This is a genomic window from uncultured Xylophilus sp. (assembly GCA_913776965.1).
Classification (GTDB): Bacteria; Pseudomonadota; Gammaproteobacteria; order Burkholderiales; family Burkholderiaceae_C; genus Xylophilus.
The window spans coordinates 1-20,973 of sequence record CAJYQL010000056.1 but is presented as its reverse complement, the minus strand read 5'-3'; the positions used below and the strand labels follow the sequence as shown (position 1 = coordinate 20,973).

Genomic DNA, 20,973 nt, shown 5'->3' with positions numbered 1-20,973 from the left:
AGGGGCGCGAGGGGTCGGTCAGGCGGCTGGCTTGCGCCAGCGCCGACGAAGGGGGAGCACCGCAGGAAGAAGAAGCGACGGCTGTGCGGACGACATGGGCGCCGATTATGGCCCGGCCGGTGCGTCTGCCGCCACCGAGCGCCGCATCCACGCCAGCAGCAGCACGCCGGTGGCGAGCACCGCCACGCCGACCCAAGCCGCATTGAAGCTGCCGAACTGCTGCGACCGCACGTACGACAGGCTCGACCAGAGCATGTAGAGGCTGCTGGCGCAGAACACCGCCGGCAGCACCGGGTAGAGGGGCACCCGGAACGGCCGCACGTGGCCGGCGTCGATCTGCCGCAGCCGGAACAGCGACACGCCGGTGAGGAAGAAGAACAGCCAGAACACCGGCGCGGTGTACTCGACCATCGCCCGGAAGCCGCCCTGGAACGCCGCGCCGAGCGCGATCAGCGCCAGCGCCAGCACGCCCTGCACGAGAAAGCTGTTGCGCGGCACGCCGCGGTCCGCATCCCAGGCCGCGAGCGCCTGCAGGCGCGGCCAGTCCTGGCCCAGCGCGCTGGCGGTGCGGGCGCCGACGATCAGCGTGGCGTTGATCGAGGTGAGGGCCGAGACCGCCACCATCGCCGCCACCAGCTTGCCCGCCGCCGGGCCGAAGGCGACGGTCAGCACGTCGGTCGCGACCGCGTCGGACCGGGCCATGCCGCCGAGCCCGAGCGTGTACCAGTAGGCCCAGTTCACCAGCAGATAGAGCGCAGTGATCAGCCCCACCGACAGCAGCAGCGCCCAGACGATGCTGCGGCGGTGCGGCAGGTCGGCGCTGATGCAGGCGGCGTCGTTCCAGCCGCCGAAGGTCAGCAGCACGAACACCATCGCCAGGCCGATGCCGCCCAGCCCGCCTGCGCCGGTGGGCGCCTGCACGACCGGCACGACCGGCGCCGTCGGCCCGCCGCCGGTCCACAGCCATAGCGCGCCGACCACGATCAGCACCAGCCCGCCAACCTCCACCGCGGTGAGCCAGGCCTGGGTGGAGGCGCTGTCGCGCAGCCCGCGCAGGTTGACCGCCGTCAGCGCGACGACCGCCAGCGCCGCATAGATCGCCGGGCCGCCGGCGCCGAGCGGCAGCAGCTGCGCCATGTAGTCGCCGAAGACGAAGCCGAGCAGCGCGACCGAGCCGGTGGTGATGACCGAGAAGCGCGCCCACGCATAGACCAGCGCGGTGCTGCGGCCGAAGGCGCGGGACAGGAAGTGGTATTCGCCGCCGCGGCTCGGATAGGCCGCCGACAGCTCCGCGTAGCAGAGCGCCCCGACGATCGAGACGAGGCCGCCCGCGAGCCAGACCGCGAACAGCCAGCCCGCCGACGGCACGTTGGCCGCCACCAGCGCAGGCGCCTTGAAGATGCCCGCGCCGATCGCCACGCCGACGATGATCGCGACCGCATGGCGCATCCGCAGCTGCGGCCGGACCGCCGCAGCACCCTCGCGGGCGTCCGCGCCCGGGCCGGCCGCGCGGGCCGGCGTCTGCAGCGCGCCGCTCATTCGCGACTGCCCGGGGCGTTGCTGACGATCGGTGTCCTTCCCTCGGTGCGCACGGCCTCGAACGCCACCGGTGCGGCGCCGGCACGGGTGACGGTGCCGGTGATGCGGTCGCCGTCCACCCGGCCCGACCAGGCCGTAAGCTGCCCGTCTGCATCGCGGATGCCGAACTGCAGCTGGTCGCCGCTCAGCACCGGCCGGATCGCGCCGGCGTCGAGCGAGCCGAAGGTCGCCTCGCCGTCGACCACCTGGAACCGCTGGGTGAAGCGCAGCCGCTCCGGCGCGCCGGCCCACGGCCCTGCGGCGACGCGCCAGCGGCCGGTCACGTTGGCCGGGATGCGCCACAGGTAGACCTCCGACGCGCCCGAGCGCGCCACCTCGTCGGCCTGCCAGTCGCCCATGTCGAACGAATGCGAAACCACGCGGGTGCCGGGCCGCAGCGCGAAGAGCGCCGGCCGCAGCCGCAGATTGAGCGCCGGCAGCAGGTAGAGCGTGACGACGCTGGCGCTGGAGAAGTCGGCCGCGAAGATGTCGGCCCGCTCGAAATCGACCCGGCCGGCCACGCCCGCCTCCTGCGCGCGGCGGCGCGACAGCTCGACCATCTGCGGGTTGAATTCGAGGCCGGTGGCGCGGGCGCCGTGGATGCGGCCGGCGGCGATCGCGATCTTGCCGTCGCCGGAGCCGAGGTCGTAGACCCGGTCGTCGGCGCGGACCTCGGCCATCTGCAGCATCCGGTCGACCACCGCATCGGGCGTCGGGATCCAGATCACATCCTTGCCGGCCTGGCCGCGCGACGGCTCGTAGGACGCCGCGGGCGCCTGCGCCCACGCGAGCGGGACGGCGACCGCGAGACCGGCCCCCAGAACGGTGCGGACGGCCAGACGCCGCCGGAGGAAAAAAGCCATGACCGCGACTCCCTGGCCCGTCGGGCCCTGTGACCGGACCGGCATTCTGGCCCCTCGCGCGCGACGCGCCGCGATCAACCCACGGCGCCGTACGGACGTTGCGCCGGCCGCGCTCAGACCATGAGCGCGACCGCGGCGGAGAAGGTCAGAAATGCGAGCGCGGTAGTGGCCAGGATAATCTGCGCGATCCGGCCGTTGTCGGCGCCGAAGCGCCCGGCCAGCAGCGACACGTTGCTGGCGCTCGGCAACGCGGCCACCAGCACCAGGGCCGTGAGCGTCAGCGGCGCGAGCGGCAGCCCGAGCGCAATGGCCGCACGGCCTGCGCCCAGCACCAGCAGCGGATGTACGAACAGCTTCAGCACCACCACGCTCAGCCATTCGGCGGCCGGCAGCGGCGCCGCGGCATCCATGCGCGAACGCGCCAGGACCGCGCCGATGGTGAACAGCGCGACCGGCGTCGCGGCCTCGGCCAGCAGCGCGACGGTGCGGTCCACCGGACCGGGCAGCGCCACGCCGGTGGCCGATGCCAGCCCGCCGAGCACGATCGCCCAGGGCATCGGATTGCCGGCCATGCCGCGCAGCGCATGGCGCAGCGCCGCCGCCATGCCGTGGCGGCCCGCACCGTCGAGCCGCGACAGCGCGATGCAGAGCGAACTGGTGATCACCATGTCGATCGCGACCGCCTGGATGACCGGGCCGGCCGACGCCGCGCCGAGCAGCGTCGCGAGCAGCGGCACGCCCATGAAGCCGGTGTTGGGAAAGGCGGCGACCAGCGCGCCGAAAGCCGCGTCGTTCCAGCCGATCCGCCCGCGCCGGGTAAGCGCCACGGCCAGCGCGACCATGACGAGCGCGCAGCCGAGGTAGACCGCGAAGCTGCCCACGTCGAGCAGTTGGCCGATCGGCGTGCGGGCGCCGAAGCGGTAGAGCAGGCAGGGCAGCGCGAAATACAGCACGAAGCCGTTGAGCCCCTGGATCGCGGCGGGCAGCAGCATGCCGCGCCGGGTCGCCGCATAGCCGCACAGCACCAGGGCGAAGAACGGGAAGGTGATGGCGAGGACGGCGGACACCGCCGGATTCTCGCGCAGCGCGCACCGCCCAAAAAAGTGCCCGCGCAGGGCGGGCACAAGAGAGAGACGCACACACAACCAACCGGGGCCGGGCATGACGCGATGCCGCGGCGGTGCATGCACTGTAGGGCGCGGAGGCTGCGGTGCGAAGCGACCGAATCGCGGCTGCTTATCCGCCGGCCGCATAAGCGGCCTACGCCCTCGCAAAGGGTAGGAACGGGCGACCGCGCGGCCGGTGCGCAAGACTAAAGCTGCGCCGACAGCAGGGACGACAGGTGTTCCAGCGCCTTTTCGTGCAGCGGCCGCTGCTCCCAGGCCTCGAAGGTGATGCGCCGGGCGCGGGCGATGTCCTGCTCGAACACCGCGACCTGCTGCGCCGCGAACACCGGATCGTAGATGTTGAGGTTGGCCTCGTCGTTGAGCCGGAAGGACCGGTTGTCGAAATTGGTGGAGCCGACCGACACCATCAGCCCGTCGACCACCAGCACCTTGCAGTGGTACATGGTCGGCTGGTATTCGTACATCTCCACCCCGGTCGCGAGCAGTGGCCCCCAGGAGGCGCGCGAGGCGCGGCGCACCGTCTGCGAATCGATGATCGGTCCGGGCGTGACGATGCGCACCCGCACGCCGCGCCGGCGGGCCTCGACGATCGCCTGCAGCGTGAGCCGGTCGGGCACGAAATACGCGCTCGAGAGTTCGATCGACCGCTCGGCCGCGGTGATCGCGAGCAAATACATCAGGTGCATGCTCTCGCTGCCGCCCGAGGGCGAGCTGCTGAACATCTGTGCGCGCCCTTCGCCATCGGCCGTGCGCGGCGCCAGGGCCGGGAAATAGTCCGCGCCGTGCAGCACCTCGCCCGAGGCCTTGGTCCAGTTGTCCATGAAGACGCCCTGCATCTGCGCGACCACCGGCCCCTCGACGCGGAAGTGGGTGTCGCGCCAGTGGTCGGCGTCCTGGCCGTCGCCGGTCCAGGCCGGCGCGATGCCGACGCCGCCGGTGAAGCCGACCCTGCCGTCCGTGATCAGCAGCTTCCGGTGGGTGCGGTTGTTGAGCCGGCCCCAGTGGGTCCAGTGCGGTTCGTGGAACTTGCGGATCTCGACGCCTGCCTGCTCCATCTGCTGCAGGAAGCTCTCCTCGATCTTCGCGCTGCCCACCCAGTCGAGCAGCACATGCACCTTCACGCCGGCGCGGGCCCGCTCGGCCAGCGCGTCGGCGAAGGCGCGGCCGATGTCGCCGGACCAGTAGATGTAGGTCTCGAAGGTGATGGTCTTCTGCGCCTCGCGGATCGCCTGCAGCATCGGCGGGAAGATCCGGTCGCCATTGATCAATGCCTCGTAGCGGTTGCCCGACAGGATCGGCGGGCCGAGCAGCACGCCCATGGTCCTCTGGAACTGCGGATCGTGCAGGCCGTAGAGCCGGGGGATCTGCTCGTCGAGCTTCTTTTCGCCAGCGGAGAAATTGAGGACCAGCAGCGTCACGACCAGCGTGCCGAGGCAGCTGAGCAGGACGGCCTTGAGGGGAAATCGGCGCAGGAAGGACATGGCGCTCCAGGAATGCTGCGGCACCCTAGCACGCAGGCGGCGGCGGGCCGCAAGCAGCGGTTACCCCGGCCCCTTCGGGCCTGGGTGCCGACGCCGGCAGCCGCCGGGCACCGCCGGTATGATCCGGGCGCGCCACCGGCTGCCGCCGATCCGTCACCGCGCCTGTCCGCCTTCCGCTCTCCGCGTCCCTCCCCCGCTCCCCCTCATGTCCGCCGGTCTCAACCACGCCCAGCTCCAGGCCGTTCACTACGTCGGCGGGCCCTGCCTGGTGCTGGCCGGCGCGGGTTCGGGCAAGACCCGAGTCATCACCCACAAGATCGCGCACCTGATCGAGAAGGGCATGCCCGCCAAGCGCATTGCCGCGATCACCTTCACCAACAAGGCTGCGGCCGAGATGCGCGAGCGCGCCAAGGGCCTGATCGGGCGGGCGGCCAAGGACGTGCTGATCTGCACCTTCCACGCTTTAGGCGTACGCATGATGCGCGAGGACGGCAAGGTGCTCGGCCTGAAGCCGCAGTTCAGCATCCTCGACGCCGACGACGTGGCCGGCATCCTGAAGGACGCCGCCGGCGGCACCGCCGACATGGCCACCGCCCGCCAGTGGCAGTGGACGATCAGCAAGTGGAAGAACATGGGCCTGAACGCCGAGCAGGCCGAGGCCGCTGCGGCGGACGACAACGAGAAGATCATCGCCCGGGTGATGCAGCTCTACCAGGAGCGGCTCGCGGCCTACCAGAGCGTGGATTTCGACGACCTGATCGGGATGCCGCTCAAGCTGCTGCGCGACTTCCCCGAGGTGCGCGAGAAGTGGCAGGCCGCCCTCGGCCATGTGCTGGTCGACGAATACCAGGACACCAACGCCACCCAGTACGAGGTGCTGAAGCACCTGGTCGGCGAGCGTGGCCGCTTCACCGCGGTGGGCGACGACGACCAGTCGATCTACGGCTGGCGCGGCGCCACGCTGGACAACCTGAAGAAGCTGCCGGTCGATTTCCCGGAACTGCAGGTGATCAAGCTGGAGCAGAACTACCGCTCGACCAGCGCGATCCTGCGGGCCGCCAACAACGTGATCGGCCCGAACCCGAAGCTGTTCCCGAAGACGCTGTTCAGCGAACTCGGCGAGGGCGAGCCGGTGCGGGTGGTCGATGCCGACACCGAGGAGCACGAGGCCGAACGCGCCGTCGCACGCATTCAGGGCCTGCGCGAGACGTCGCCGCACAAGGAGTGGCGCAGCTTCGCGATCCTCTACCGCGCCAACCACCAGGCCAAGCCCTTCGAGAAGGCGCTGCGGCGCGCCAACATCCCCTACAAGGTGTCGGGTGGCACGAGCTTCTTCGACCGCGCGGAGATCCGCGACCTGTGCGCCTGGTTCCGGCTGTGGATCAACAACGACGACGACCCGGCCTTCTTGCGCGCGATCACGACGCCGAAGCGCGGCATCGGCCACACCACGCTGGCGAAGCTGGGCGAGTTCGGCACCAAATACCGCCAGAGCCTGTTCGCCTCGCTGTTCTCGTCGTCGCTGGCGGCCAGCCTGCCGGACCGTGCGATGGGCAGCCTCGCGGAGTTCGGCCGCTACATCAACGACCTGGAATACCGTGCCCGCCAGACGCTCGGCGCCGAGGCGGCCAAGGGCTTCCTGATGGACTGGCTCAAGGAAATCGGCTACGAGCAGTACCTGCACGACGGCGAGGACAGCGAGAAGGTCGCTGCCGCCCGCTGGACCAACGTGCTCGACTTCTGCGACTGGATGGCCCAGCGCTGCGGCGGCCAGGTGGAGGATGCCTCCGGCGCCAATCCGTCCGCCGGCACCGGCGAACTGAAGAGCCTGCTGGAAGTGGCGCAAACCGTGTCTCTGCTCTCGACCATCAGCGACCGCGAGCAGGACCAGGACGTGGTGACGCTCTCCACGCTGCATGCGAGCAAGGGCCTGGAGTGGCCCCACGTGGTGCTGGTCGGCGTGACCGAGGGGATGCTGCCCTTCAAGCTCGACGACGATGGCGGCCGCCAGCAAGTGGTGAGCGACGAAACGCTGCACCGGCTGCAGGAGGAACGCCGCCTCATGTACGTGGGCATCACCCGCGCCCAGCGCAGCCTGGCGGTGAGCTGGACCCGCAAGAAGAAGAAGGGCCGCGAGATGGTCGCCGCGCAGCCGAGCCGCTTCATCGCCGAGATGGGCCTCGACAAGGCCACGGTGCGCGAGGACCCGCGCGAGAAGCTGCGCGCGCTGCGGGCCGAGTTCGCCCGCAAGGCGCAGGTCGGGGCGGCCGACGCCGTGGCGGCGGAGGCGGCAGCAGGCCGCTGACGTGTCGGCGACTGCCGCGAACCGTGGCAGTCGCGCCCGCCGGGCATGGCCCTTGCGTCGCACAGCAGGCTCCGCCACGGGCTGTCGCTTTTTTTCGACGCGGTCCGCTACCATCACCGCCGCCCGGGTCGCGGATGTCCGCCGCGATCGCGCCACTCCTTCAGAGGCTCCATGGAACGACGCTCCCCCCTCCGCCTGCCGGCCGACCGCACGCCGGTCGCCGCGGCCCTCGCCGCGCTGCTGGTCACCCTGGGCGCGCTGCCCGACGATGCCGCCGCGCAGCAGGCCCCCACGGCCCCGCGTGCGGCGGCCAAGCCGAGCGGCAAATCCGCCGCGCAGGCCCGGCGCGCCGTCCCCGCCGCGACACCGCTGGCGCCGGTGACGGCCGCCCGCGCCGAGGCCGTGACCGCCTGGCAGCAGTGCACCGGCCTGGCAACGGATGCCGAACGCCTCGCCTGTTTCGACAGCTGGGCGCGCGAGCAGCAGAAGCTGGTGCAGGCGGTGCAGCAGCGCTCGGCCGACGCGGCGCAGTCGCCGTCGGTCGGTGCGGCCACCGTGCCACCGGGCGCCGCGGCCTCCGCGATCCGCGCCGATGTGGCCGCCGCGCTGGCCACCACCCAGCCCGCCACGCCCGAGACCGCGACGACGCCGACCGCGTCCACCGGCATCATCGGCGTCGGCCTGGAGCAGGGCTGCCGCGACCGCCAGTTCTCCGATCTGTCGCGCTTCTGGGAACTGGAATCCGGCAGCACCTGCCCGACCTTCAGCCTGCGCGGCTACCGCGCCAACAGCCTGTCGGCGGTGGCGTCGAATTCGGTCAACCGCATGCCGACCTCGGGCAACCCGAACAACACCGCGACCACCGCGATCGACTACCGCAAGGAAGAGTTGCGGCTGCAACTGTCGGTGCGGACCAAGATCGCCAGCGGCCTGCTCACGCCCGAGAGTTCGCCGGTGCGCGACTCGCTGTGGTTCGCCTACAGCCAGCAGTCGTACTGGCAGTTCTTCAACAGCGGCATCTCGCGGCCGTTCCGCAGCACCGACTACGAGCCCGAGGCGATCTACGTCTACCCGACCACTGCCCGGCTGCCCTTCGGCTGGAACTGGCGCTACAGCGGCGCCGGCATCGTGCACCAGTCCAACGGCCAGAGCGACCCGCTGTCGCGCAGCTGGAATCGCGTGTACCTGATGACCGGCTTCGAGAAGGACAACGACTTCACCGTGACCGGCCGCGTCTGGAAGCGGCTGAGCGAGTCGGCGGCCAAGGACAACAACCCGGACATCAGCAACTACATCGGCCGCGGCGAGGTCCAGGCGACCTGGAACGTCAACCCGAAGAACACGCTGGTCGGCACGCTGCGCGGGTCGCTCGGCGGCGAGAACCGCGGGTCGGGCCGCGTCGAATGGCTGCGCTCGCTCGGCGACGGCAAGGGCAACAGCTTCAGCGGCCTGAAGCTGCACACCCAGCTGTTCAGCGGGTACGGCGACAGCCTGATCGACTACAACCGCAAGCGCACCGTGCTGAGCGTCGGTTTCAGCATCGTGGATTTTTAGATCGCCCCCAGGCTTTTCACTGCGTGTAACGCCTGCCCCCGTCCGGGGGCGGCACCGGCGGACCGGCGGAGCCGGATCCGCGGTGCCCGCTGGGAGCTGCCGGTCGTGGCGGTTCGGAACGGTTGCCCTGGGCGGAGGCGTCAGCGGCCGGCGGTGGTTGCCCATGACGGCCGGGGCTCGGACGGGCCGTCTTCCTGCCCGGCGTCGACCAGCCCAGCGTGGGTGAATCAGCGCCGGTGCTGTCGTTGTGTGTTCAAGACGTGGCTTCCTCGCTGCTGCCTGCCGCCCGTCGCCCTGATGCGCCCTTCCGTCGCCTGCCGTCCGGCTGGATGCATTCCGACACCACCGAAGGCCTTCCCGGCGCCCCGGCGGCTGTTACAAGTGCCTAGAATCGGCGGCTTCGCCCACCCGGCCTGCGCCCTCCGCCGCCGGGTCGCCCGCCGTCGATAAGGGCGGGATTTCCAGCGCTTTCCTCCCCTTGCTCCGAGGTCGCGCGTTCGACAATCCGCGAGAGGAGAGATTCGAGATGGACCTGCAATACCAGCTGAAGTCCGGCAGCTACTACCTGTACGACATGCGCGACGAGCCTAGCCGCGCGACCGGCGAACGCCGCTGCCGCCTGAAGACCGACGACGTGGCGATCGCCTTCGACGCGAGCACCGGCGTGCTGCACCAGCACGGCAGCCCGCTGCGCATCCACAGCTGGGCGATGGGCGCCCGCCGCCGGCTGCGCGCGGCAGGGGCGCAGGACGCGGCCAACGACATCGTGGTGGTATCGGGCCCGCTGCCGGTCGAAGAACTCAACAAGTGCCTGCACATCGCCGGCTATGCCCGCCGGATGTTTAACCGGCTGGCCTCCGTGCCGCACGGCAAGTTCCCGCGGTCCTCGGCCCGGGCCGGCCGGACCACCCACTGATGCCGGCCCGCCCCGCGCGCCGGGCGGCCGCGGCGCACCCTGCCTCCACCGGCATTGCCACCACCCGCCCGGCACTGCATTAGGCGATGGCCGGCTTCCTCGACACGGTGGGCGAGGTGCTCGCCCAGGAGTTCTCCGACATTCCCGATGCCGGCGAAGCCACGCGCATCCTGCTGCGCCTCGGCATCGCCGCACTGCTCGGCGGCCTGCTCGGCCTGGAGCGCGAGCGCAGCGGCCATGCGGCGGGCATCCGCACCCACATGCTGGTGTCGATGGGCGCGGCGCTGTTCGTGCTGGTGCCGCTGCAGTCCGGCGTAGAACAGACCGACATCAGCCGCGTGGTGCAGGGCATCGTCGCCGGCGTCGGCTTCCTGGGCGCGGGCACCATCCTCAAGGACAGCAGCAGCCCGCACGTGCGCGGCCTGACCACCGCCGCCGGCATCTGGCTCACCGCCGCGATCGGCATGGCCGCCGGCCTCGGCCGCGAGACGACGGCGGTGCTGAGCACCGTGCTGGCACTGGTCGTGCTGTCGCTGGAACCGGTGCTCGGCCGGCTGGCGCAGCGGCTGCGGCGCGTCCGGCGCGAGCCGCTGCCATGACGCCCTCCCTGGAGTCACCTTTGTCGATCCGCCCGGCCCGGCCCGGCGACGTGCCGGCACTCGTTGCGCTCTTCACCGCCGCCGTGCACCGACTTGCCGCCGGGGCCTATGACGAGGCCCAGCGCGCCGCCTGGGCGCCACTGCTCCCCGATCTGTCGGCATGGCAGCAGCGCTTCGCCGCGCTGTCGACCCGGATCGCCGTCGATGGCACCGACTCCGCCCGTCCCGCGCCTGCCGGGTTCATCGCCTGGCAGCCCAATGGCCTGATCGACCTGCTGTTCTGTGCGCCCGACCGGGCCCGCCGGGGCGTGGCGTCGGCGCTGCTGGCGACCGCCGCGGCCGAACTGGCTGCACAGGGCGTACACCGGCTCTCGACCGAGGCCAGTCTGGTCGCCCGGCCGTTCTTCGCCCGGCACGGCTTCGTGGTGGTGGAGGAGCAGACGGTGGTCCGTGGCGGGCAGGCTTTCCGCCGCTTCGCGATGCAGCGGGCCGGCTGACGCCGCCGATCGTCGCGGCGCCCGCCGCAGCGGCGGCAGCGACTAGAGCGCCTTGCGCAGGTTGGCCGGCGCGATGCGCAGCGATTCGCGGTATTTCGCGACCGTGCGCCGGGCGCATTCGATGCCCTGCTCCTTGAGCATCTCGGAGATCTGGCTGTCCGACAGCGGCTTCTTCGTGTCTTCCGAGCCGACGAACTGCTTGATCAGCGCCCGCACCGCGGTGCTCGACGCGTTGCCGCCGGCCTCGGTGCCGAGGGCCGAACCGAAGAAATACTTCAGCTCGAAGGTGCCGTAGGGCGTCGCCATGTACTTGGCGGTGGTGACCCGGCTGATGGTCGATTCGTGCAGTCCCAGCTCGTCGGCGATCTCGCGCAGCACCAGCGGCCGCATCGCCAGCTCGCCGTGCACGAAGAACGCCTTCTGCCGCTCGACGATCGCGTTCGACACCCGCAGGATGGTATCGAAGCGCTGCTGGATGTTCTTGATGAACCAGCGCGCCTCCTGCAGCCGCTGCTGCAGCGCTTGGCTGCCCTCGCCCTTGTGCTGGCGCAGGGCGCTGGCGTAGATGTCGTGCACCTTCAGCTTCGGCATCACGTCCGGGTTGAGCTGCACCCGGAAGCGCAGCTGCGCGCCGCGGCCGACCGCCTGCACGATCACGTCCGGCACCACGATGTTGCGCTCCACGTCGATGAAGCGCCGGCCCGGCCTGGGCTCCAGCCGCGCCACCAGCGCCATCGCGGCGCGGGTGGTGTCCTCGTCGGCGCGGCAGGCGGCCGACAGCCGCTTGACGTCGCGGCGCGCGAGCAGCTCCATCGGCTGCGCACAGACCAGCAGCGCCGCCTCGATCACCTGCAGGTCGGCCACCGTGCCGTCGTCGGCCTGCTGCAGCGCGCGCAGCTGCAGCGTCAGGCATTCGCGCAGGTCGCGGGCGCCGACGCCGGCCGGCTCCAGGCTCTGCAGCAGCCGCAGCGCCACGGTGAAGCGGTGGACCAGTTCCTCGACCTCCTCCGCCTGGGCGTCGTCGGTGCCGGCCAGGCCGAGCGCCAGCGCGGGCAGGGAATCCTCGAGGTAGCCGTCGTCGTTGAGCGACTCGATCAGGAAACGCAGCGCGGCGCTGTCGACCGGCGACAGGCGCAGCGCCAGCGCCTGGCGGTGCAGGAACGCGGTCAGCGACTCCTGGCTGCGGGCGAGTTCGGTGGCGTCGGCCTCGCCGTCGTCGCCCAGGTTGTTCTTGCGGGCCGGCGCGTCGCCGCCCCACTCGCTGTCGTCGGCGACGATCTCGGTGCCGCCGTCGCCGCCCCAGTCGGGCTCGTCGCCGGCGCTGCCGGCGCCGTCGTTTTCGGCATCGTTCGAGGCTGCAGCGCCCGCCCCGTCTGCGGATGCAGCTATCGAATAAGGAGCATCACTGCCCTCGGACGCATCCTCGAAGGCGGGCGTGTCGGCCTGCGCGACACCGAACTCCTCCCGCGGCGCCTCGTCCTGCGTGACCTCGAGGAACGGGTTCTCGTCGAGCATCTGCTCGACTTCCTGGCTCAGTTCGAGCGTGGAGAGCTGCAGCAGCCGGATCGACTGCTGCAGCTGCGGCGTGAGCGCCAGGTGCTGCGAGACGCGAAGGGACAGTCCCTGCTTCATACGGTCGGCCGGCGCCCGGTCACATCCGGAAATGTTCGCCGAGGTAGACGCGCCGCACGTCGGCGTTCTCGACGATCTCGGCCGGCGTGCCCTGGGCGAGCACATGGCCGTCGCTGATGATGAAGGCGTGGTCGCAGATGCCGAGCGTCTCGCGCACGTTGTGGTCGGTGATCAGCACGCCGATGCCGCGCTCCTTCAGGAAGCCAATGATCCGCTGGATCTCGATCACCGCGATCGGGTCGATGCCGGCGAAGGGCTCGTCGAGCAGGATGAAGCGCGGCTGGGTCGCCAGCGCGCGGGCGATCTCGACCCGGCGCCGCTCGCCGCCCGACAGCGCCAGTGCCGGCGAGTCGCGCAGGTGGTCGACCCGCAGGTCGGCCAGCAGCGCGTCGAGCCGTGCCTCCAGCGCGGGCTTCTTCAGTGCGCGGCCATGCTCGTCCACCTGCAGCTCCAGCACCGCGCGCACGTTCTCCTGCACCGTCAGCTTGCGGAAGATCGACGCCTCCTGCGGCAGGTAGGACAGGCCGAGTCGCGAGCGGCGGTGGATCGGCAGGTCGCCGATCGACTGGCCGTCGATCGTGATGCGGCCGGCGTCCGAGCGCACCAGGCCGACGATCATGTAGAACGAGGTGGTCTTGCCGGCGCCGTTCGGGCCGAGCAGGCCAACGACCTCGCCCTTCTCGACCGACAGCGACACATCCTTGACCACCGTCCGGCTGCCGTAGGCCTTGCGCAGGTTCAGCGCCTGCAGGCGGCTGCCGGTGCCGTCGGCACGCGCCTGGGAGCCGGCTAGGCCGGCGGCCGGCGTCGGCCCGCTCATCGGGTGGTCCCGCCGAGGGCCGGGCTGCCGCGCAGCGCCGGGGCCGCACCGGATGCCGCCGGCGTGGCCGGGGCCGCCGCGGCACCGGCGGCCGGGCCGCCCCGCGGCGCCAGCACCGCGCGCACCCGGCCGCCCGGGCTGGTGAGCGTGCCGCTGCCGGCGGCCGCCGGGTTGCCGTCGACGGTATAGACGTCGGTGGCGTTGTTGTAGACGATCACGTCGCCGCGCACGTCGTCGGTCACGGTGCTGCCAGTCAGGCGGTGCATCTCGGCGCGGCGGATGAACTTCACCCGGTCGGCGCGGCCGTCGTAGTCGATGGTTTCGCCCTCGCCCTCGATGAACTCGTCGGGGGTGCCGGGCGCGGTATCGCGCTTCTGCTTGAAGTACGCCCGCTTGCCGGGCTCGGCGGTGACGACGCCGTACTGGTAGCCCTCGGCGTCCTGGCGGACTTCGAGCCGGGTGCCGCGGATCACGATCGTGCCTTTGGTCAGCACGACGTTGCCGGTGAAGACGCTGGTCTGGGCGAGGTCGTCGTGCCGCAGCGCATCGGCCTCGATGTTCATCGGCTTGGTACGGTCGGCCTTCTCGGCATGTGCTGCGCCCACGGCGCACAGGGCGGCGAGGGCGAACACGAAGGAAGCGGGGTGCAGTGTCATAAATGGGGCACGAATCTTGCTGCTGCGCCGGCGATTGTACGGCCGGCCCGGGGCATGCGCACCCCGGGAGCGGAGACCGTCACCCACCGGCCATGGGGCCCACGCCGGCCCCGCGAAACCGTCAGGCGCCCTTGCGGGTCTGGGCCACCAGGAAATCGGTCACCTGCAGCGCCCGCTCCATGCTGCCGGCCATCTGGCCGTCGGTGTAGTAGCGGCCGGCGATGCCCAGCGCCGGCACGCCCTCGACCTTGTACTGGTCCTGGATCTGCGTCGCCCGCTTGGCCTTGGCATTGACCGAGAAGGAGTTGTAGATCTCGGCGAACTTCGTCTTGTCGATCCCCTGCTGGCCGACCCAGTCGAGGATGGCGCCGTCCTTGCTGATGTTCTTGCGCTCGGTGTGGATCGCCTGGAACACCTTGCCGTGCAGCTCGTCGACCTTGCCCATCGCTTCCAGCGTGTAGAACAGCTTCTGCTGCGGCAGGAAGTCGTCGCGGAAGGAGACCGGCACCCGGCGTACCACTACGTCGGCCGGCTGGGCCTTGACCCAGCGCTGGAACGTCGGCTCGAACGCATGGCAGTGCGGGCAGCTGTACCAGAAGAACTCGATCACCTCGATCTTGCCCTGCGCCGTATCGACCGGGGCCCGCTTATCGAGGACCTGGTAGTCCTTGCCGGCCTGCGGCGGCTTGCCCTGGGCATGGGCGGCGCCGCTGAAGCCGAGCGGCAGGGCGGCGGCCAGCGCAGCGGTGGTGGTAGAGAGATGGAAATCGCGGCGGTTCAGGGTCGGCATGAGGGGGTTTTCTCCTTGAGCGGGTGAGAGCGGTGCAGTGCCGCGAAAGTTCAGCCTCAGCGCTGCACCCGCACCAGGGTCGAGTCCATGCCGGCCACGTCGAGCTTGTCCTTCAGCCGCTCGGCGTCGTCGCGGCGCACGAACGGGCCGACACGGACGCGGAACACGGTGCGGCCGGCCTGCTCGCGCTCGGTCACCCGGGCCTCCCAGCCCATGATCGCGAGCCGCGCGCGCTGGGCCTCGGCATCGGCATCCGTGCGGAAGGCGCCGGCCTGGATGAAGTATTCGTACGGTTCGGCGTTGCCGGGCGGCGGGACCGCGGGCGACGCGGCGGCCGCCGCCGACCGGGCACGGGCCAGGTCGCCGAGCGGATCGGACGACGACGGTGCCGCGCCGGCACGGGCCGGTGCCGCCGCGGGGGCCGTGGCGGTCCGGGTGGCGGGCGCGGCTGGAGTCGCGGGGTCCGGTACCGGGACCGGTGCGGCCGGCACGGCGGCGGTCTGCGGCGCGGTCACGCCGGCGGCCGCCGGAGCGGGCGCGGCGGCGGTGGCCGGCGGCTTGGCGCGCTTGCCGGCGATGCCGGAGTTCGGGTCCCAGTCGCGGTTCTTCTGCGCCTCGATCGCGTCCTGGTCGGCGCTGCGGCTGGCGTTGCGGTTCAGGAAGGGAACCGGCACCTTGGTGACGTAGACCGCCACGCCCAGGGCGGCACCCAGGCCGAGCACCACGCCCAGGATGATTCCGAGGAAGGTGCCTCCCCGCTGCTTGTGCTGCATCACGCTGCTCTCCGCCCTCATTCGGTCTACATCTTGGCCGGCGCGGACACGCCCAGCACGGCCAGGCCATTGTGCAGCACCTGCGCCACAGCAGCGACCAGGGCCAGGCGGGCGGTCTTGATCGCCACATCGTCCACCAGGATGCGCTCGGCGTCGTAGTAGCTGTGGTAGGCCGCGGCCAGGTCGCGCAAGTAGAAGGCCACGTCGTGCGGCGCCTCGCCCTCGGTGGCCGCGGTCAGCATGCCGGGGTACTTGGCGAGCTGCAGCATCAGCGCCTGCGCCGCCGGGGTGTCGAGCGATGCCAGGTCGGCGCCCGCCAGCGCGGCACGGTCGCCGCCCCAGGCCGCCAGCACCGAACAGATGCGGGCATGGGCGTACTGCACGTAGTAGACCGGGTTGTCGTTGTTCTGCGCCACCGCCAGGTCGACATCGAAGGTGTACTCGGTGTCGGGCTTGCGGGACAGCAGGAAGAAACGCACCGCGTCCTTGCTGGTCCACTCGATCAGATCACGCAGCGTGACGTAGCTGCCGGCGCGCTTGCTGATCTTCACTTCCTGCCCGCCCTTGACCACCCGCACCATGGTGTGCAGCACGTAGTCGGGATAGCCCTGCGGGATGCCCACGTCGGCCGCCTGCAGGCCGGCGCGCACACGGGCGATGGTGCCGTGGTGGTCGGTGCCCTGGATGTTCACCACCTTGGTGAAGCCGCGCTCCCACTTGGCGATGTGGTAGGCCACGTCGGGCACGAAGTAGGTGTACGTGCCGTCCTGCTTGCGCATGACGCGGTCCTTGTCGTCGCCGTAGTCGGTCGACTTCAGCCACAAGGCACCGTCCTGCTCGTAGGTCTTGCCGTTGGCGACAAGCCGGTTCACCGTCGCCTCGACCCGGCCGGAGGTGTAGAGGCTCGACTCCAGGTAGTACTGGTCGAAGTGCAGCGCGAACGCCTGCAGATCCTTGTCCTGCTCGTTGCGCAGGTAGGCGACCGCGAACTGGCGGATGTTGTCGTAGTCGTCCACGTCGCCGTTGGCGGTGAACTCGCGGTCGTCGGCGCGGACCGTCTTCTTCGCGAGGAAGTCGTCTGCGATGTCCTGGATGTAGTCGCCGTTGTAGAAGGCCTTGCTGGCGGGGTTCTCGGGGTCGGTCGGCCAGCAGTCGTCGCCGGGCCGGAAGCCCTTGGCGCGCAGCTGCGTACTCTTGGTCAGGGTGTCGATCTGCACGCCCGCATCGTTGTAATAGAACTCGCGGTGCACGTTCCAGCCCTGCGTGCCGAACAGGTTGCAGATCGCATCGCCGAGCGCGGCCTGGCGGCCGTGGCCCACGTGCAGGGGGCCGGTCGGGTTGGCGGAGACGAACTCGACCAGCACGCGCCGGCCGTTCTCCGGCTGGGTGCCGTAGCGGGTGCCGGCGGCCAGCACTTCGCGCACGGTTTCCTGCTTGGCGGCGGGCTTCAGGCGGATGTTGAGGAAGCCAGGGCCGGCGATCTCGATCGCATCCACCCAGCGCGCGAAGGCGGGCGTGGCCTCCAGCGCGGTCTTGAGCTGCTCGCCGAGCGCCCGCGGATTGAGCTTGAGCGGCTTGGCCAGCTGCATCGCGGCGGTGCAGGCCAGGTCGCCGTGGGCGGCGACCTTGGGGGATTCGAAGGCGGCCCGGGCGCCTGCGCCGGGCGAAAGGGAGTCGAGCACGCCGGCGAGTGCGGCGAGCAGATCGTTCTTGACGGAAAGCATCGGCGGATTCTACGAGTGGGCCTGCCGGCCCGCCGGCCCGCGAACCGTCACCGGCCGCCGTAGCCGCGCGCGAGGAAAACCGCCGCCAGCGGGATCAGCGCGATCAGGTGCGCCTGCACCATGATCTGTCGGCGGGTGCGCCGCACCGCGTCGCCCGCGGGCAGGCCGGCGCCGGCTTTTTCGGCCTTGATCCAGCGGCGGATCGTGAGGGTCGGCCGGATCGACAGCAGGCCGACGACCACGAAGGCGGTGAACTTCAGGTGCAGCAGCCAGTTGGTCGCATAGAAGCCGCTGCCCTTCACGCCCCAGAACACCCGCGCCGCGCCGGTCGCGAGCACCGCGACCGCGGCGATGCCGTAGACCAGATCCACCCGGCCGAGCCGGTGCAGCGCCGCGGCGTTGAGCCATTCGGGCCGGCACAGCGCCGCCTCGCTGGCGACGAAGACGACCATCGTGAGGATCGCCAGCAGGTGGGCGTAGGCGAGCAGGGATTCCAGGATCATCGGGTGCTTTCGGCAAAGGAGGCGCCCGGCGACGGCGGACGGCCCGGCCGATTCTGCCCGTGCCGTGCGGCACGTCGGCACGTCGGCACGTCGGCACGGCGGCACGTCGGCACGTCGGCACGGCGGTACGGCGCCGGGCAGCCTCAGCCGGCGCGCCAGAAGTCCGGCCGCCCGTAGTGGCTCTTCAGGAAGTCGATCCACAGCCGCACCCGCAGCGGCAGGTGACGGGCGTGCGGGAACACCGCGTAGATGCCGTTGGGCGGCGCGGCGAAGTCCTCCAGCACCGCCACCAGCCGGCCGGCCGCGATCTCGCCCTCGACCTCCCAGGTGCTGCGCCAGGCGATGCCGTGGCCCTGCAGGCACCAGTCGTGCAGCACCTGCCCGTCGGTGCAGTCGAGCGGGCCGCCCGGGCGCAGATGCACCACCTCGGGGGCGCCGCCGCCCTCCCCGTCTGCCACGCGGAACGCCCAGCCGCGGGTCTGCGAGGCGTCGCTCGACAGCGTGAGGCAGGCATGGCGCGCCAGCTCCGACGGATGGCGCGGCGTGCCGGCGCGCGCCAGGTAGGCGGGCGTGGCGACGCAGAGCCGCCGGTTGTCGGCCAGCCGCACGCTGACCAGCGACGAATCCGGCAGGTCGCCGACCCGCACCGCGCAGTCGTAGCCCTCGGCCATCAGGTCGACCACCCGGTCGCTCAAATTGAGCGAGATGCGCAGCCCCGCGTGCGCGGTATGAAAACGCGGCACCAGCGGCGCGACATGGCGCCGGCCGAAGCCCGCCGGTGCGGTGATGCGCAGGTGGCCCGCCGCCTTCACGCCGCCGGCGCTGACCGCCGCCTCGGCGTCGGCGAGGCCCGCCAGCAGCCGCTGGCAGTCCTCGAGGAAGGCGCTGCCTTCGGTGGTGAGCGCGATGCGGCGGGTGGTGCGCACCAGCAGCTTGACGCCGAGCTGCGCCTCCAGCGCGTCGATGCGGCGGCCGATGATCGCCGGCGCCACGCCCTCGGCCTGCGCCGCCGCGGTGAGCGTGCCGCGGCCGGCGACGGAGACGAAGGTTTCGAGCGCCTTGAACTTGTCCATGGCGGCCGATTATCGAGACAAATCGGCCTCCTGCGCAGGTGGGGCCTGCGCAGCCAGCTATGAAATCAATAGCATCCGCGCAGCGACGGGAGCAGATGGTCCGGCCCGAGGTCGGCCGGTGACAGCGCGCCGAGCATCGCCATGTTGCGGTGGATTTCCGAGGCCAGGATGCCGATCGCGTGGCGCACGCCGGCCTCGCCCGCCACCGCGCCGGCGTAGTTGAACGGCCGGCCGACGAAGACGAACTTCGCACCCAGCGCCAGCGCCATCAGCACCTCGCCGCCGCGGCGGAAGCCGCCGTCGATCATCACCGGATAGTCGGGCCCGAGCGCCTGCACCACCGACGGCAGCATGCGCAGCGCCGGCACCGCGCCGTCGAGCTGCCGGCCGCCGTGGTTCGACAGGATCACGCCGTCGGCGCCGTGGTCGCGGGCGCGCTGCGCATCCGCCGCGCCCAGGATGCCCTTGACCACCAGCGGCCCCTTCCAGCGCCGGCGCATCTGGTCGACATGCGACCAGTCCAGGTGGTCGCGCGCACCGAAGTCGCGCAGCACGTTCGACGACAGGATCGGCGCGCCCCGCTTCGCGGCCGAGTTCTCGAAATGCGGCATGCCGTGGCGGACCAGCGTGCGCAGCGCGGTGCTGAACAGCCAGCCCGGATGGGTCAGGCCCTCCCAGGCGAGCCGGGCGCCCGGCCGCAGCGGCGTGGAAAAACCGGCGCGGATGTTGTTCTCGCGATTGCCCGACACCGGCACGTCCACCGTCACCACCAGCGTGCCGAAGCCGGCGGCCTCCACCCGGTCGAGCAGCGCGCCGATGTGCAGCGGGTCGCCCGGCACGTAGGCCTGGAACCAGGCGCGCGGATAGGCGCGGGCGACCTCCTCCATCCGGATCAGCGAGGAGCCGCTCATGATCATCGGGATGTTGGCGGCCGCCGCCGCCTGGGCCTGCACCAGGTCGCCGCGGTAGGCCGACAGCGCGCTGATGCCCATCGGCGCGATGCCGAACGGCGCCGCGTACGTGTGGCCGAGCAGCGGCGTGGCGATGCTGCGGCGCGAGGTGTCGACCAGGGTGCGCGTCACCCATTCCCAGGCGGTGAAGCCTTCGCGGTTGGCGCGCAGCGCACGGTCGGTCTCGCAGCCGCCGGAGACGTAGGCGAAGACCGGCCGCGGCAGGAAGCGCCGGGCCGCGTCCTCGAAGTCGTCGAGCGACAGCATGCCGCGCAGACGGCGCGGCAGCGCCACGGCGCCCTGCGTCGGCGGCGCGGTGGAACTCGGGGCGGCGAAGGAATCGAGGAAGGACGGGGTGGACATGGCGCCGATGCTACGGCGGCCATCCGTGCGCATGGGCGATGATGCGTCGTTCCACACACGAGTTTTCCTCACGGGTCCTTGCGATGAAGCTGCAGTCCCTCGCCACCCTGGCCGCCGTCGTCGAGCGCGGCAGCTTCGCCGCGGCGGCCGACGCGGTGAACGTCACGCCGAGCGCGGTGAGCCTGCAGATGAAGCAGCTGGAGGCCTATTTCCGCCGGCCGCTGTTCGACCGCTCGGGCCGGCAGGTGCGGCCGACCGCCTTTGCGCACGAGCTGGCCCGCACCGTCGGCCGCACGCTCGCCGACATCGAGGCGATGCGCGACGCGGCCGACGTGGTGCCGGCCGGCGCGGTGCGGCTGGGCATTACCGAATCGGCGCTGCCGACGCTGCTGCCGCCGGCTTTCGCCACGCTGCGGCAGGAGGCACCGCAACTGCAGCTGCAGATCCAGCGCGGCATGACGCCCGGCCTGCTGCACGACGTGCGCGCCGGCCGGCTCGACGCCGCGGTGCTGATCCGGCCGCCGTCGGGCGGATCGAGCCGGATGCGCTGGACGCCGCTGCTGGAGGAACCCTTCGTGCTGGTGGTGCCGGCCGATCTGCCCGGCCAGCGCGCAGAGGCGCTGCTGCGCACCCAGCCGTGGATCCGGCTCGACCGGGCGCTGGTGGCCGGCCGGCTGGCCGCGCGCTGGGTGGATGCGCGGGTGCCGCAGTGCGCAGCGCTGGTCGACGTGCCGGGCATCGACGCGATCGTGGCGATGGTCGCCGCCGG

General features: G+C 71.5%; 19 protein-coding genes. 6 read left to right on the top strand and 13 right to left on the bottom strand.

Translation table 11 applies throughout. The features are described from left to right. Window positions 1-105: 105 nt before the first annotated feature. The 4 genes from QZ500_RS08135 to QZ500_RS08120 all read right to left on the bottom strand — a co-directional run bounded on the left by QZ500_RS08135 (window position 106) and on the right by QZ500_RS08120 (window position 5,049). Entirely contained in the window at window positions 106-1,539 is a 1,434-nt protein-coding gene (locus QZ500_RS08135) for an amino acid permease (RefSeq protein ID WP_295853508.1), read from the bottom strand. Beyond that, the gene (locus QZ500_RS08130) at window positions 1,536-2,441 is read right to left on the bottom strand and encodes a class I SAM-dependent methyltransferase (protein ID WP_295853505.1); all 906 of its coding nucleotides are present in this window, start codon (window positions 2,439-2,441) and stop codon (window positions 1,536-1,538) included. The genes QZ500_RS08135 and QZ500_RS08130 overlap by 4 nt, the downstream gene beginning before the upstream one ends. A gap of 113 nt (window positions 2,442-2,554) precedes the next feature. Next, window positions 2,555-3,508 (bottom strand): AEC family transporter, encoded by a 954-nt coding sequence (locus tag QZ500_RS08125; RefSeq protein WP_295853504.1) that lies wholly within the window; start codon window positions 3,506-3,508, stop codon window positions 2,555-2,557. Window positions 3,509-3,753: 245 nt separating this feature from the next. Continuing rightward, window positions 3,754-5,049 carry a phospholipase D-like domain-containing protein gene (locus QZ500_RS08120; protein ID WP_295853501.1) on the bottom strand — a complete coding sequence of 432 codons (1,296 nt, stop codon included), beginning with the start codon at window positions 5,047-5,049 and terminating at the stop codon, window positions 3,754-3,756. Window positions 5,050-5,254: 205 nt separating this feature from the next. On the opposite strand from QZ500_RS08120, the gene QZ500_RS08115 reads away from it, so the two are divergent. The 5 genes from QZ500_RS08115 (at window position 5,255) to QZ500_RS08095 (ending at window position 10,920) form a co-directional block, all read left to right on the top strand. Beyond that, the gene (locus QZ500_RS08115; protein WP_295853496.1) at window positions 5,255-7,354 is read left to right on the top strand and encodes an ATP-dependent helicase; all 2,100 of its coding nucleotides are present in this window, start codon (window positions 5,255-5,257) and stop codon (window positions 7,352-7,354) included. 171 nt (window positions 7,355-7,525) lie between these two features. Next, on the top strand, window positions 7,526-8,908 hold the full coding sequence (locus tag QZ500_RS08110) for a phospholipase A (protein ID WP_295853494.1): 1,383 nt from the start codon (window positions 7,526-7,528) through the stop codon (window positions 8,906-8,908). 526 nt (window positions 8,909-9,434) lie between these two features. Then, window positions 9,435-9,824 carry a hypothetical protein gene (locus tag QZ500_RS08105; RefSeq protein WP_295853493.1) on the top strand — a complete coding sequence of 130 codons (390 nt, stop codon included), beginning with the start codon at window positions 9,435-9,437 and terminating at the stop codon, window positions 9,822-9,824. A gap of 86 nt (window positions 9,825-9,910) precedes the next feature. Next, entirely contained in the window at window positions 9,911-10,423 is a 513-nt protein-coding gene (locus tag QZ500_RS08100; RefSeq protein ID WP_295853490.1) for an MgtC/SapB family protein, read from the top strand. Further along, on the top strand, window positions 10,420-10,920 hold the full coding sequence (locus tag QZ500_RS08095) for a GNAT family N-acetyltransferase (RefSeq protein WP_295853486.1): 501 nt from the start codon (window positions 10,420-10,422) through the stop codon (window positions 10,918-10,920). The genes QZ500_RS08100 and QZ500_RS08095 overlap by 4 nt, the downstream gene beginning before the upstream one ends. A gap of 42 nt (window positions 10,921-10,962) precedes the next feature. Here the strand turns inward: QZ500_RS08095 and rpoN are convergent, their stop codons facing one another. The 9 genes from rpoN to QZ500_RS08050 form a co-directional block, all read right to left on the bottom strand. Beyond that, on the bottom strand, window positions 10,963-12,552 hold the full coding sequence (gene rpoN, locus QZ500_RS08090; RefSeq protein WP_295853481.1) for an RNA polymerase factor sigma-54: 1,590 nt from the start codon (window positions 12,550-12,552) through the stop codon (window positions 10,963-10,965). A 19-nt stretch (window positions 12,553-12,571) separates the two neighbouring features. Beyond that, window positions 12,572-13,372, bottom strand: coding sequence for an LPS export ABC transporter ATP-binding protein (lptB, locus tag QZ500_RS08085; RefSeq protein WP_295853479.1), 801 nt, complete (start codon window positions 13,370-13,372; stop codon window positions 12,572-12,574). Beyond that, window positions 13,369-14,028 (bottom strand): lipopolysaccharide transport periplasmic protein LptA, encoded by a 660-nt coding sequence (lptA, locus tag QZ500_RS08080; RefSeq protein ID WP_295853477.1) that lies wholly within the window; start codon window positions 14,026-14,028, stop codon window positions 13,369-13,371. Before lptA ends, lptB begins: the two co-directional genes overlap by 4 nt. A gap of 121 nt (window positions 14,029-14,149) precedes the next feature. Continuing rightward, a complete protein-coding gene (locus QZ500_RS08075) occupies window positions 14,150-14,809 on the bottom strand; it encodes a thiol:disulfide interchange protein DsbA/DsbL (protein ID WP_295853584.1) in 660 nt (219 codons plus the stop codon). Window positions 14,810-14,874: 65 nt separating this feature from the next. Further along, complete coding sequence (locus QZ500_RS08070; RefSeq protein WP_295853474.1) at window positions 14,875-15,591, bottom strand: SPOR domain-containing protein; 717 nt, start codon at window positions 15,589-15,591, stop codon at window positions 14,875-14,877. 26 nt (window positions 15,592-15,617) lie between these two features. Beyond that, window positions 15,618-17,315: an arginine--tRNA ligase gene (argS, locus tag QZ500_RS08065; RefSeq protein ID WP_295853471.1), complete on the bottom strand. Its 1,698-nt coding sequence runs from the start codon at window positions 17,313-17,315 to the stop codon at window positions 15,618-15,620. A 47-nt stretch (window positions 17,316-17,362) separates the two neighbouring features. Next, complete coding sequence (locus tag QZ500_RS08060; RefSeq protein WP_295853468.1) at window positions 17,363-17,818, bottom strand: DUF2214 family protein; 456 nt, start codon at window positions 17,816-17,818, stop codon at window positions 17,363-17,365. A 143-nt stretch (window positions 17,819-17,961) separates the two neighbouring features. After that, window positions 17,962-18,891 (bottom strand): LysR family transcriptional regulator, encoded by a 930-nt coding sequence (locus QZ500_RS08055; RefSeq protein ID WP_295853466.1) that lies wholly within the window; start codon window positions 18,889-18,891, stop codon window positions 17,962-17,964. A gap of 65 nt (window positions 18,892-18,956) precedes the next feature. After that, the gene (locus QZ500_RS08050) at window positions 18,957-20,204 is read right to left on the bottom strand and encodes an alpha-hydroxy acid oxidase (RefSeq protein ID WP_295853464.1); all 1,248 of its coding nucleotides are present in this window, start codon (window positions 20,202-20,204) and stop codon (window positions 18,957-18,959) included. 83 nt (window positions 20,205-20,287) lie between these two features. Between QZ500_RS08050 and QZ500_RS08045 the strand changes: the two genes are divergently transcribed. Continuing rightward, window positions 20,288-20,973 (top strand): LysR family transcriptional regulator (locus tag QZ500_RS08045; RefSeq protein ID WP_295853462.1); only part of this gene is annotated, 686 nt, incomplete at its 3' end.

Bases quoted from the DNA above. Each gene is read 5' to 3' on its own strand.
- QZ500_RS08135 (WP_295853508.1), bottom strand. From the start codon at position 1,539: ATGAGCGGCGCGCTGCAGACGCCGGCCCGCGCGGCCGGCCCGGGCGCG.
- QZ500_RS08130 (WP_295853505.1), bottom strand. From the start codon at position 2,441: ATGGCTTTTTTCCTCCGGCGGCGTCTGGCCGTCCGCACCGTTCTGGGG.
- QZ500_RS08120 (WP_295853501.1), bottom strand. From the start codon at position 5,049: ATGTCCTTCCTGCGCCGATTTCCCCTCAAGGCCGTCCTGCTCAGCTGC.
- QZ500_RS08115 (WP_295853496.1), top strand. From the start codon at position 5,255: ATGTCCGCCGGTCTCAACCACGCCCAGCTCCAGGCCGTTCACTACGTC.
- QZ500_RS08110 (WP_295853494.1), top strand. From the start codon at position 7,526: ATGGAACGACGCTCCCCCCTCCGCCTGCCGGCCGACCGCACGCCGGTC.
- QZ500_RS08105 (WP_295853493.1), top strand. From the start codon at position 9,435: ATGGACCTGCAATACCAGCTGAAGTCCGGCAGCTACTACCTGTACGAC.
- QZ500_RS08100 (WP_295853490.1), top strand. From the start codon at position 9,911: ATGGCCGGCTTCCTCGACACGGTGGGCGAGGTGCTCGCCCAGGAGTTC.
- QZ500_RS08095 (WP_295853486.1), top strand. From the start codon at position 10,420: ATGACGCCCTCCCTGGAGTCACCTTTGTCGATCCGCCCGGCCCGGCCC.
- rpoN (WP_295853481.1), bottom strand. From the start codon at position 12,552: ATGAAGCAGGGACTGTCCCTTCGCGTCTCGCAGCACCTGGCGCTCACG.
- lptB (WP_295853479.1), bottom strand. From the start codon at position 13,372: ATGAGCGGGCCGACGCCGGCCGCCGGCCTAGCCGGCTCCCAGGCGCGT.
- lptA (WP_295853477.1), bottom strand. From the start codon at position 14,028: ATGACACTGCACCCCGCTTCCTTCGTGTTCGCCCTCGCCGCCCTGTGC.
- QZ500_RS08070 (WP_295853474.1), bottom strand. From the start codon at position 15,591: ATGCAGCACAAGCAGCGGGGAGGCACCTTCCTCGGAATCATCCTGGGC.
- argS (WP_295853471.1), bottom strand. From the start codon at position 17,315: ATGCTTTCCGTCAAGAACGATCTGCTCGCCGCACTCGCCGGCGTGCTC.
- QZ500_RS08060 (WP_295853468.1), bottom strand. From the start codon at position 17,818: ATGATCCTGGAATCCCTGCTCGCCTACGCCCACCTGCTGGCGATCCTC.
- QZ500_RS08055 (WP_295853466.1), bottom strand. From the start codon at position 18,891: ATGGACAAGTTCAAGGCGCTCGAAACCTTCGTCTCCGTCGCCGGCCGC.
- QZ500_RS08050 (WP_295853464.1), bottom strand. From the start codon at position 20,204: ATGTCCACCCCGTCCTTCCTCGATTCCTTCGCCGCCCCGAGTTCCACC.